This window comes from Mucilaginibacter sp. Mucisp86 (genome assembly GCF_047324315.1).
Lineage (GTDB): Bacteria > Bacteroidota > Bacteroidia > Sphingobacteriales > Sphingobacteriaceae > Mucilaginibacter.
On the sequence record NZ_CP168503.1, the window covers coordinates 6,747,851 to 6,760,375 of the forward strand.

Consider the following 12,525-nt stretch of genomic DNA (forward strand, 5'->3'; position numbering starts at 1 on the left):
TCTAAGTATTTAAAATGTTACGTTAAGGCCGAAAGTCACTGTTTTGGCTGTCGGATAGGAAAAATAATCAACGCCCTGGCGGCTGTTTGTACCGCTGAAACTATTGATCTCCGGATCATAACCTGTGTATTTGGTGAAAGTGATCAGGTTTTGCCCGCTTACGTATAGCGACAGGCCACTTAACTTAGCGGATTTCAAAGGCACTTTATAAGCCAGCTTAATGTTCTTCATCCTAAAAAAAGATGCATTTTCAACAAATTGGTCAGATTCACGCGCTACAAAGCGGTTAGACGGGCTGGGATAATAATTATAAATGGTACTTAGTTTGTTAAAGTCAATGTAAGATGTTGTTAGTGCAAAGGCTGTAAGATTGTCTATTTTAGCACCATACACCCCGGCCCAGTTGGTGGTCAGGCTGAAGTTTTTGTATTTGACATCTATATTGGCACCATAAAAGAAGTTGGGCAGCGCGGATCCGGCAATCTGGTTATCGGCGGCGTTGATTAAACCATCCTTATTCACATCTTGATATACCGGCGCTTTACTGGCATCATAACCCAGGAATTTCGGTGTATAAAATGAAAATAAAGGTTGACCAACACGGATAATCGTTAAAGCGCTTACATTGGCATTTAATGGATCGGTAATAATATCCTGGTTTTTGTTTGTCGCTTTTACCACATTGATGTTCCTTGAAAAGTTAACATCCATGTCAATGGAAAAATCTTTTTTGTTCACAAGCGTTGCGCCAAATGTGAGCTCGAACCCTTTGTTTTGAACCCTGCCCACATTAGCTGAAATGGTGCTGAACCCGGAGGACTGCGGTAACTGAACAGTAGCCAAAAGGTTTTTTGTATCTTTATCATAATAATCCAGTGACAAGCGATACTTATCCTGTTTGATGCCAAAATCAATACCGATATCTACCTGCGATGTAGTTTCCCAGGTCAGATTTCTGTTTGGTAGATTGGGAGCTAAGCCCACCCCAATGCCGCTTCCGCTACCTTGAGCCGTATTAACAACGGTTGCCAGATAAAGCGACTGATAAGGACTAATGGCCTGATTACCGGTCTGCCCCCAGCTTCCTCTTAACTTTAGATTAGAGATGTCCGTGTTCTTAAGAAATTCTTCTTCATTGATGCGCCAGCCCGCAGAAAACGAACTAAAACCTGCCCATTTGTTTAAATCTGAAAAAACCGATGCGCCATCACGTCTATAGCTGGCTGACAATAAATACTTACTGTCATAATCGAGCTGGGTCCTGCCGAAAAAAGAAGCTATTGTCGTTTTATAAGCAGTTGTAAATGGCACTGCTGATATGGTTGCCGCCTGAATGGCATTGTCCAGCAACTGGTCTGACGGAAATCCCGTCCCGGCCAGAGTGATCGAACTGAAATTATCTTGCTGGGCAGAAAAGCCGATTACCGTTTCTGTTCTTAATTTTTTAAATGTCCTGGTGTAACCGACAAAATCTTCAAAAAGATACCCTGTTTTTTTGCTTTCCACTAACTTCGCAGACTGCGGTGTTAAGATCTTTAAAACAGATGGGAAATAAGTATCCCCCCTGTTACTGGTATAATTAAAGCCTAACCTGGTTGTATTGGTCAAACCCTTGATAGGATTGGCAATTAAATCAAACCCACCCTGATAATAATAGGAGGTGTTCCGGTTAAGTACCTGCAATATGGCTACCGGATTTTCGCCACCCGCACCGCTGAAACCATAAGGAGCAGCCCTTGAAAAAGAGCCGGTATTATCAAATACCGGGACTGTAGGCACGGCAAGCAAGGTTGCACCCAGCCCGCTGCCGGCCCCGCTGGTACCATTTGATCCGTCTGTATTATCAAAACCATTTTGTTCAGTCCTGCTGGCGGTTGAACGTGTTACCAGCGTCAGCCAGTTGGCTATTTTGGTATTCAGGTTTAGCCTGATGGCATATCTGCCAAAATCTGTTGCTTTGATAATCCCATCCTGTTTATTGAAATTACCCGATATATAGTACTGGTTGCCTTCTGTACCACCTGAAACACTAAGGTTATAACTTTGATTCAGTGCGCTGCGAAGTATTTCGTCTTGCCAGTCGGTGTTGGCATTTCCACCAATAGTAGCAAGCTGATTTAAATATTGGGTTACTGTAGCCGGATTTAGATTAATTGAATTATTCAGGTAACTGGTTACATAACTTTTAAATTCTGGCGCATCCATCACCGGAAGCTTCTTCCTGACGCTCTGAACCCCTAAATAAGTATCAAAAGTTACTTTCGCTGCTCCGGTTTTCCCTTTCCTGGTAGTAATCAAAACCACCCCATTAGCGGCTCTTGAACCATAAATGGAAGTGGCGGCAGCATCTTTCAATACTTCTATCGACTCAATATCATTAGGATTCAGACTGGCCAATCCGTTAGCGTTTCTGACATCTGAATTAAATTGTGGCAATCCGTCAATCACATACAACGGTTCATTTCCTCCGGCTATGGACGCAGCTCCCCTGATCTGAATACTGATACCCGCTCCCGGTTGTCCTGAAGTTTGCTTTACCTGAACACCGGAGAGCCGACCGGCCATCCCCTGTTCCAAAGAAGCAACAGGAGCCTCACCCATTACATCGCCTTTGATCGATGAGATTGCGCCTGTAACAGAAGTTTTCTTTTGCGTGCCGTAACCAATCACAACCACATCATTCAATGATTTAGGTTGCTCAATTAAAGTAACGTCGATAACCGTTTTGTTGTTAACTGCAATTTCTAATGGGTTATAGCCGATGTAAGAGAAAACAAGTGTCCCACTGGGATCAGGCAACTTGATCGTATATTTACCATCTGCTCCTGTTACCGTAGCGGTGGTGGTTCCTTTTAGTTTTACCGTAACACCTATTAATGTTTCGCCCTTAGCGTCTGTTACCATTCCGGTTACCGTGTGAGTAGCCGCAGGCGGCGGATTAGACCTTTCAGGCCCCGGCGTTGGAACTGGAAGAGGTTTAGGAATGATTACTATAGTTTTTTGGTTGATCTTATAACTGAATGGCTGATTAAAAAAGCATTGTTTTAGCGCATCTTCCAGGGATACATCTTTAACATGTAAATTTATATTTATGGCATTTTTAATCAGGTCAGCATCGTAAATGATGCTGTAACCACTTTGGTGATGAATATCGTTCAAAATCTCGCGCAGTGATGTATTATTCTTATTAATATTAATTTTTTGAGCGATGGAAGCCGCGCTCACCTGCATCAGGGAGATAAGACATAAAAATGTTGACAGTCTCATGATCAGTAACAATTTAGGGATACGGGATTGGTGCCCGCATTTCTTTGCAGTATATTTTTTATACATTTGAATGTTGGTTAATCTAAAAATTGGTTATTTGAACAGTGATCGTTTGCGGATATCTAACAACAGTTTCCATACTGTTGCCGGGGGCGGTGGTACGCTTCCGGCTATTTTGTTAGATGACCATTACGTAAGGTAAATTAGTCAGTCAATAAAATCCTCCTTCCTTCTATTTGATAATGAAAACCACCGGATTCACTCATATTATCAAGTAATTCGGTAATATTTTTATAGCGCGATATACTGCCGCCAAACTTTTTATTTTCAACGCTGCCATGGTAGCTCACTTCAACATCATACCAACGGGCTGCTATTTTCATCACATCTTTGATACTCGTATCTTCGAAAGCAAAATAGCCGTTTCTCCAGGCCATAACCTGTTCCATATTTGCTTTTTGCACGGCTATATTTTGTTGATTATTGAAAGCGACTCCTTGTAAACCCGGCGTAAGCATGGCTTTAACGGTGCCCTTATTAAGTTGTACTGAACCTTCTAAAAGTGTTGTTGTAATAGCCGCATCATCGTCGTAGGCCGTAACATTAAAATGGGTGCCTAATACTTTAACATCCAATTTATTGGTAGTGACTACAAATGGCATATGTTTATTTTTTGCAACTTCAAAATAGGCTTCTCCCTGTAGTTTAACAGCCCTGGTTTTACCGGTAAAAGCTGTAGGGTATACTATGGTAGATGCCGAGTTCAGCCAAACGTGTGACCCGTCGGGCAGTATAACCTGAAATTGTCCGCCACGGGGAGTGCTAAGTGTATTGTATTGAACTTTGCCATTACTAATGTTAGCGTCCTCGCGAGATGATTGATAAACAAGCTGGCCATCGGCTGTTTTGGATATACTGATTCCACCTGCTTTAGCCAATACGCCACTACCGGCATCTGTTAAATTAATCTTTTCGCCTCCGGGCAGCGTTAATATTGCCTTATTAGTACCCGGCTTTATAGGCCCTGTTTCTTGTTGCGCAGTCAATTGTGATTTAGCAGAATATCCCAATAGAAAATAACCACCAACAGAGAGTACCAAAAGAATGGAAGCTGCAGCTAACCATACCTTAACACTTACCTTAAATGACTTGATTTGACCACCCGGAACTTCAACCGGTAGAGCCAGACGCTCACGAAGTTCTTCAAACGATCGTTCAGCCGAAGATTTGATTTCCTCGGCATCGTCGTTAAGGTATTTTTTATTACCGGCATCATATTCATCGTACCAGCGTTCTACCTCCTGTTTTTCAGAAGGAGTACACTCGCCTGCTAAATACTTTGCGATAAGATGGCGTGGCTTATCGTTATTCATAATTGGTGCTTATAATTACATATTGCATCAAATTTGTAATCCCCCCATATGCCAAAAAAAAATTTAATTTCCATAAAAAACCGTTGATTTGCATAACCCAAATTATCAAACTAAGTGCCGCGCTCAACAGGATTTACGGACAATCAGTTGCTCGAAATGATACGAGACGGTGATGCTGTTGCTTTTAAATTGCTTTACCTGCGTTACTTTTCAAAACTCTGTAAATCAGGGTTTCAAAAAATCCAAAATGAAAAGATCGTAGAGGAAATTGTACAGGATATTTTCTTTGATCTTTGGCGAAAGCGGCAGGAACTTGATGCCAATCAGGAAATCGCCGCCTTTTTAAACGCACTTTTGAGAAATAAGATTTTACATGAATGGCGGGCAAACTCGATAAGGACTAAGCATGTAGCATTGTATTCCCAATTGAATAATTCAATCATAGATGAGAGTCTATCCGAAATGCATTCCGCACGTGAAATTCAGGAAAAATTAGCTATTGCGATCAGTAATCTATCTCCGCAATGCCGACAGGCTTTTGAATTGAGCCGTTACGAAGATCTTTCCTACCGTGAGATCAGCGAACGGATGGCAATTTCGGTTAAAACGGTTGAAAAGCATATAGGAAAAGCCTTAAAGATATTGAAACTTCAATTCAAAGAACATAACATTGGGCAAAACACACCGAAAAACCGGTCGGATCCATCGAGGCACATCTACATCGCCCTCCAAACTGATGAATAGCAGCTTTGGCCTTCGTGACCAACCTCATTAATAATTGGTTCATAGATTCCCTAAAAAAATATTCACCATCAGCGCCAAACGGTTCCGTGCCATATTTCCGGTCAAGTAGCCGGGCATATCCACCAATATGCCCGGCTATAAAGAAGGTGATATACCCGCACAATCTCCACAACCATCGGGTATGTACTTTGAACCACTCTATTTATTCTTTTTTATATCAGGAACCTATAACAAAAGCACTTAACGGAGCATTCCCGGTACCCCTGTAGGTAATCCTTGAGCCAGGTCTACCGAAATTTTATGTTTTCCCAGCTCCGCTTGAATGGTACCTGATGACCTGCTCGTAACGCTGAATATGACATGCTGTGCCTTCAGAAAACCTGTCTTTTTTCCTGAAACCTGAATATCTGCATCCCAGTACACCTTATGTCCATACGATCCGGTAGTTGAGGATTCACTTCCATTCAGAATAGATACACCGTCATCTGTAAAATTGAAGTATTTAATAACGCGGCGCGGCTCCCCGGGTGTTCCCTCCGCAGGTTTTACTGTGCTTATTTCTGCATAGCCCGAAACCAGGCCCTTAATTGTTCCTTGTTCAGGTACAGTCACATCAGGCCACTTAATATCTTTCAGATCGGTTGCCCACTTCATCTCCGGGCTGAATGGCACCAGGGGGATGGTAGGTTTCCTGGAGGTAAATCTGATCATCCGGAGGCGGCCACTTTGTTCTCCCGGTTTTACCTGCTTTGGGTCCTTTTGCTCCCAGAATACACCATGTGTACTGGTAGGGTCCCAGGTTAGGTTTCCAAAATGATTATACAGCGCAAAGTTATCTTTAGCAATGGTTATGTCCTGGCCGGTGTAACCATCCTCCGGCAGCCTTGCCCGGTCGCCATATTGATCAACCATGCTCAGCCCATAAAACCGCCTTGCCGGGTCAAAACCTTCAAATGCCGCATTCCGCAGTTCGGCCACCGCGGGCACCTGAGGTAAACCAGCGATAAGCGGGCGCGGAATTAATCCAAATGCATCCATTCTTGTGGTTTGCCTATGGGTCTGAAATATTACCCATTTGCCATCCGGCGAAGGATAAGTACCCTCCTCGTAGCTGAAATGCTTGGTAAGCCTGGTCACCTCACCTGTTGTAAGATCAATTTTAGCCAGGTCAAAGTTGTTGCCTTCAAATAAGGAACTGCACACAAGAGAACGTCCCCTATCTGCAAAACTTTTAACTTCGCCACTACCATGCAGGAAGGGTCTGAATGGATTAGGGTCCGCCTGATCTCCGGCTATTACTTTGGGATTTTTAAGTTCATAATGGTCGCCTTTTTCGTCAGAAACCCTGGTCAATTCACTTACCAAAACAAGCGCTCCTTTTGTAGTGATAAGCGTACCTGCAACATGAATCCCGTCCGGCGACATGTTTGAAGCTATCCGCATCAAGATACGAGAACCGGGTATGGCCGGATATACCAGTGGCAGGATCTTAGCTTCCTTACAATCCACTACTGATGGCGTGCATTCCAGTATTCCCGAAGGAGTATAAACCCGTTTTCCATCCGGAAGGGGTACCGGCATTTCGCCGCCGATCTCTTCTTTTAAGTCACAGGTCAGGCACTTAAACCCGCTCCCGTCATCCAGCATCACCCCAAGGTCAGTCTTTTTCTTTCCGGCCATGTGAATCTCCATGATCAGGTGCTTTGCATCCGGAAGATAATTGATCAAAACGGCGTCACTGACATTATCCGGAAGAGGTATTGTAGTAACCTTAAATGGTTCCGGCTTCGGAGCCGGAGGAAGTTTTGGTATAATGGAATAATTTTTGTCTTGTGCATATCCCTTAAAGGCTATAAGGAATGCTAAAATTACTACACCCGGTAGTAGCCTTTTTAACTTTTTCATAATGTTATTTTACTGGTTTTTAGTTTATAAATAATAGCCGTTGTGATTGCTTCACGACTCTTCAATTAATTGTATTAGCAGCGTATTGGCCAGGCGATAAAGCTTTGTTACTGACTGGTAATCCCATACTTTTTCATTTGCTTATTGATAAAAGAAGCTGCAGTTTTTGGACTGATCCTGTTAAAAATACCCAGGAACCTCGAATCAGAACCTACATATACCTGGTAATCATTATTTTCTATCCCCCTGACAATGATCTCCGCCGCTTTTGCCGGCGTTAGGACCTTCGATTCCGCGGATACCTGATTACTTTTTTGTGCCATGCTCATATTCATCGTGACGCCTGAATTCGCTGTGATATTGGTAGCCACAGCGCCGGGGAAAACTACAGTCACATGTACATTGGTATGTTGCAGTTCTGAGTGAAGTCCTTCTGTGAGCAACTTAACGGCTGCCTTCGTTGCGCCATAGACAGTTTGACCCGGAACCGGCAAAAATCCGCCCATACTGGAAACGTTGACAATATGTCCCTCAGCTCTGTTCAGTAAGTGTGGTAAAAAAGCCTTGGTGACAAACAGCGTTCCATATAAGTTGACATCAATTACCCTTTTAATGGTCTTATAGTCGAGATCTTTTAAATCAACAAAAGGCTGAATTATCCCGGCGTTATTGATAATAGCATCTACATAGCCATTTTTTTCAATAGCGTTCCCAACCAGTTCACCAACCGCAGCACTGTCGGTAATATCTACCGCGAATAGGCCCAAGTTGGCATCAGACGTTCCGCTAAGCGCTAAGGTTTCCTGCAATGCAGGCAAATTGATATCGACAGCAATTACCTTTGCCCCTTTTGACAGCAGATTCAACACCAGCTCCCGGCCAATGCCGCTACCACCACCGGTAACCAAAACCACCTTTCCTTTTACTTTCATATGCTCGTTATCTTATATTTATACTCAGTTAAAATTATAGGAAAGGCTTAAAAAATATGATCTTGGTTGTGTTGGCCTTGCGCCATATGTTGCGTTAGGATTCGCAGCAACCTGTGCCTTAGTTAAAGCCTCGGGCGATAAGTTACCGGGAAATCCTCCGGGAGCATACCAACCTGTCACACCAATGGAATTAAACACATTATTGATATTGAGATTAGCATAAAGCCTTGACGAAAGCTGATACCCGGCCTGGTAGTTAAATGTACTATATCCGGGTAGGGTAAATGCATTTGCAGCATTTGCAGCAGAGGAACCGACGTACCTCCATCCGAGAGAAGTCATAAATTTATTTAACCGGTACGAAGGGGTGATACTTGTCAGCACGGCAGGCGTCAGGCCTACCTTTCCGCCCCGCGTTTCCACAACCTGGTCATCGTCGGGGCCGGGCTTGCCTACATTCCAGTGCCGTTCTACCACCGAAGTTGCATGTTGCAGGGTAACAGCACCCCGGACGTTAATATGGTTGCCAATGTTAAAAACGCTTTCCATTTCTACCCCAATAGTGCGTTGTTCACTAAATACGGCCTTGGTATAATAGTAAGTATTAACCTGTACGTCCTGTGTATAGTCGAAAGTCGGTTTATTCGAAATATCACTGTAAAATGGTGTAAAATACCCGGTGAAACCTCCTTTCTGAACCTTATACCCAAGTTCGGCCTGCACAACGTGGATCGGGATAAACGATACCGCATCTGCCTGCGCCTGGGAGCTAACCGCGGTGACCGATTGCAGATCGGGCGCTTTGCGGCCTTCAGAGTAGCGTACATAGATTGCCTGTTCTTCCGAAAATTTATAATTCAGCGCTGCCGAATAGGATAAGCTTTTTACTGTTTTGTTAATGTTAAACGGCGTATTGCTTACGTAAACGTTGTTATCATAATAGGTGAGTAAGTTGTTATCATAACCGCCCGCTGCGGTTGCGTTGGCATCAATTACCGCATTATTGGACGAACCTGTAAATTGATTATAGTTATACCTGAATCCATAATCGAGCGTAAGGCGGTCTGTTAACGGGGACGACTGGCCGAAGAAAGCGTCAAACCTGTTGTTCGTAATAGCACTACTGCCGTACCCCGAGCCGTAAGCAGTAAAGCCGTTGGCGTCAGTAACCTTGGTAACCGCGCCCGAAAAGTTAGTATAGGTTAAGCCCAAAGGGTGCGGCTTATCTTCAAGGGTAGTAAAGGACTGACCGGCATAACCTTTTACAAAGCTGATATTGGAATGACCGACATAAACACCGGCATTAAAAGTTGTTTTACCCACCACCTTGCGCACGCTGAACTGCTCCATTACCTCCTTAACTTTATTATGCAGCGCATTGGCTAGTTCAAATAAAACCGGGGCCGATTGCACCTGGCCGTTGGGCAACTGGTTATAAGTCTTGGTGAAATTAATGCCTAAAAACTGGCCCGTCGGCGACAGGTTTGGGGACTGTACTACGGTAAGCATTTTTTGCCCTGTGGTCAGGTCTGTAAAATTATAGGTTCCGAATTTACCGGCTAAGCCCTGCAAGCCATAAAAGAGGATACCATCGGCAGAAAGGATGCCAAGGGGTGCAGCAGCATTCCAGGTTGCTTCCTTGTTGCTGTATTTAAAGTTATTAGTAATTGACCAGTTATTTCCCAGGCTTTGCTGATATTCCAACCCAATTGCCCTATCCAGGTTATGGATGAGGTTTGATGGCTGAAAATGGTTAACTTTTCCATCAGGCGTGTACTTAAAATCCAGCGTTTGGCTTGCCGGACCGGCCAAAGTAACGTTGTTGGAAAAATCGGCTGCCGGTTGTGGATTGATATAACCTGTAAAAGGAAGAAAGTCAAAATAGCCATTCTTATCGTCAAGGAATTTACCATATAACTTGATACGTCCCGTACCGAACTTTTTAACCATGTTAAATTTCAATTGTCCACCTTTATTCAGGGGATAGCCTGCATATCTGGCCCCATCGCTGTAGCGGTAAAATCCACCTATATCATAGGTTAGGTCGCCCGTTTTATTTAAGGGGCCGCCAATATTCAAATCGGCACGATAATAAGGATTAGAATTTCCTTCCAGTCCATATTTAACGATGGCTTCGCCTGCGAATTTAGCCCCGCCCATTTTGGAGGTATAGTTAAAAAGGCCGCCGGGGGCATCAGAGCCTGTAATTGAAGCTGATCCGCCACGTACCGCTTCTACTCTTGCAGTTGTGGCATCTGCGCGCAAAAAATAATCAGGACCATAATTAGCCCCGGTAAAATTGGTAACGGGCAGGCCATCTTCCTGCATGGATACATAGAAATAACCAATTGAGACGTCGTTCGAGGTAGGCGTACCCCTTACGGCAACCTGGTTACGGATTTCGCCGGCAGATGAATTGACATACACACCAGGAACATTCTTCAACAGATCAGCTGCGCTTTGAGGCGTTTGAATTTTTATTTGCTGGGCGCTGATTGTAGAGATGGCTATAGATGCATCGAGTCGTTTTCTTGAATCGAACACACCGGTTACAATAATCTGCTGCAGCTCGCTTACGTTATCTGTAAGCCTTATGGTTACTGAGCTGCCTGCTTTAACGGTTTGTTCGGCAGTCTTATAGCCGACCATTGAGAACATCAACACGGATGAGGGTGATGGAACTGATATGGTAAACTCACCTTTAGAATCTGTCGACGCGCTGCTTTTGCCGTCCTTTACATGGATGGTTACACCTGGCAGCGGATTGCCTTTCTCATCAGTAACTGTACCTTTTACCTGCTGTTGGGCGAAAGCAGGAAGGCAACAAAGTATCGCAAACGCTGCTTGCACAAGCACTTTTTTCGCGAGTTTACACCAAACACGTTTGTGAGTAAGTGTTTTTTTCATAATTTTAGGGAATTTTAATTAATAAAATAATCGGTTATTTGGTTGGTTAAAATATCACCGGTAATGTTTGCAGCATTACCGGTTCTTTTTTTGCGGTATTTATTTATCCATATTATCTGTTTAAGTGAATATTCTGTTACGGTTTTTTTATTATTAGCCTATAGGCTTCGTATGCTGATCTGCTCATCGAGCGCAATGCTCCCCTCATGCGTACAAATACCTCTGATAGCCAAGGCAATGGTATTTAGCAGTAAGTCGTAAGGTGATAAATTAAATGCCTTAAAATGTTCTGCACGAACAACAGCGGTATACAATACAAAAATGCTTTCAAGCACAACTTCGGGTATAATATCCTTTCTGAACAGCCCTTCCTTAATACCCCGGTTAATAACATTTAAGAACTCAGGCGTAAACCTTCCGCTGTTTGTCGCATTACTCCTGGCGGCTAAATCCGGATAATAGTAATACAGGTCATGGAAGAAAACTTTGTTGACCTGATACGAAACGTCAATTGACGTTAACCAAATATCGAAGAAGCGTGCAGCGGCATTTTGGGCCACGTTTAACTTCCTGAAATCCTGATATTGCTGGTTAAAGTACAGGTCCAGAGCATCAGCTAAAAGCTCCTCTTTGTTCTTAAAATATTTATAAAACGTTTTGGTCGAAATACCAAGGCCATCCACAATCTTTTGAACGGAGGTGTCCCGGATTCCGTATTGCAGGAATTGCCGAAGTGAAACTTCAAGAATTTCGGTTTTCATCATTATAATTGGTTGGAAAATATTTTTAGAGAAATATTTTCCATAAAGTAAAAGGAAAATATTTATAAAAACAAATTTTCCGTAGTTTTTCTTTAAAATAATCTGGCTTTTAACCTGAAGGGAATTTAAGTTGCGTCTTTATTTAAAAATACTGGTTTAATTAAAGTGAATCATCTTTTGGCTCGTGCGGCAGACAAAGACTGGTTGAAAACGTATTGACCACTGACTGATCAACCCATTCGAAAATTAAGAACCTAAATCTACTAGGATAAATCTGATTCATCCCCAGTAGATTTATAACTAAAAAAGTTGAGTAGTTTAGAGTACTACTCAACTTTTTCAGCTCCCCTAACTGGGCTCGAATCAATAGCTAATTTGAGCTGCGATCCAATAAGAGACTACTCTTAATTAGCTTTATAAATCGATAGATTTTGGTTTGGCTATTTAATCCCTCAATAATTAGATGTTTTATAAATAGGAAGCGCTTCATCTCACTGAGTCGCAAAAATGTAAGCGCCTGATTTATAAAAAAATTGTAGTGTTCGATAACCAAACACTACGATCACATAAAAGACCATTACTAATTAGCTTCAGAATCAGAATGATAATGGAGCAATCGCACTTTGGCCGTACGGG

General features: G+C 42.9%; 7 protein-coding genes. 1 reads left to right on the forward strand and 6 read right to left on the reverse strand.

The annotated features are described in order from the left end of the window. Positions 1-9: 9 nt before the first annotated feature. Both ACEN9X_RS28025 and ACEN9X_RS28030 read right to left on the reverse strand, forming a co-directional pair. A complete protein-coding gene (locus ACEN9X_RS28025) occupies positions 10-3,333 on the reverse strand; it encodes a TonB-dependent receptor (RefSeq protein WP_413668275.1) in 3,324 nt (1,107 codons plus the stop codon). Between the two features lie 137 nt (positions 3,334-3,470). Further along, positions 3,471-4,640, reverse strand: a complete 1,170-nt coding sequence (locus tag ACEN9X_RS28030) for a FecR domain-containing protein (protein WP_413668276.1) — start codon at positions 4,638-4,640, stop codon at positions 3,471-3,473. A 156-nt stretch (positions 4,641-4,796) separates the two neighbouring features. Between ACEN9X_RS28030 and ACEN9X_RS28035 the strand changes: the two genes are divergently transcribed. Next, complete coding sequence (locus ACEN9X_RS28035; RefSeq protein ID WP_413668277.1) at positions 4,797-5,384, forward strand: RNA polymerase sigma-70 factor; 588 nt, start codon at positions 4,797-4,799, stop codon at positions 5,382-5,384. A gap of 240 nt (positions 5,385-5,624) precedes the next feature. On the opposite strand, the gene ACEN9X_RS28040 is transcribed toward ACEN9X_RS28035, so the two are convergent. From ACEN9X_RS28040 to ACEN9X_RS28055, 4 genes are all read right to left on the reverse strand, one after another. After that, positions 5,625-7,289: a TolB family protein gene (locus tag ACEN9X_RS28040; protein WP_413668278.1), complete on the reverse strand. Its 1,665-nt coding sequence runs from the start codon at positions 7,287-7,289 to the stop codon at positions 5,625-5,627. A 107-nt stretch (positions 7,290-7,396) separates the two neighbouring features. Then, positions 7,397-8,221, reverse strand: a complete 825-nt coding sequence (locus ACEN9X_RS28045; RefSeq protein ID WP_413668279.1) for an SDR family NAD(P)-dependent oxidoreductase — start codon at positions 8,219-8,221, stop codon at positions 7,397-7,399. 24 nt (positions 8,222-8,245) lie between these two features. Next, positions 8,246-11,128 (reverse strand): TonB-dependent receptor domain-containing protein, encoded by a 2,883-nt coding sequence (locus ACEN9X_RS28050; protein ID WP_413668280.1) that lies wholly within the window; start codon positions 11,126-11,128, stop codon positions 8,246-8,248. A gap of 158 nt (positions 11,129-11,286) precedes the next feature. Continuing rightward, positions 11,287-11,892, reverse strand: a complete 606-nt coding sequence (locus ACEN9X_RS28055; protein ID WP_413668281.1) for a TetR/AcrR family transcriptional regulator — start codon at positions 11,890-11,892, stop codon at positions 11,287-11,289. Positions 11,893-12,525 lie beyond the last annotated feature (633 nt).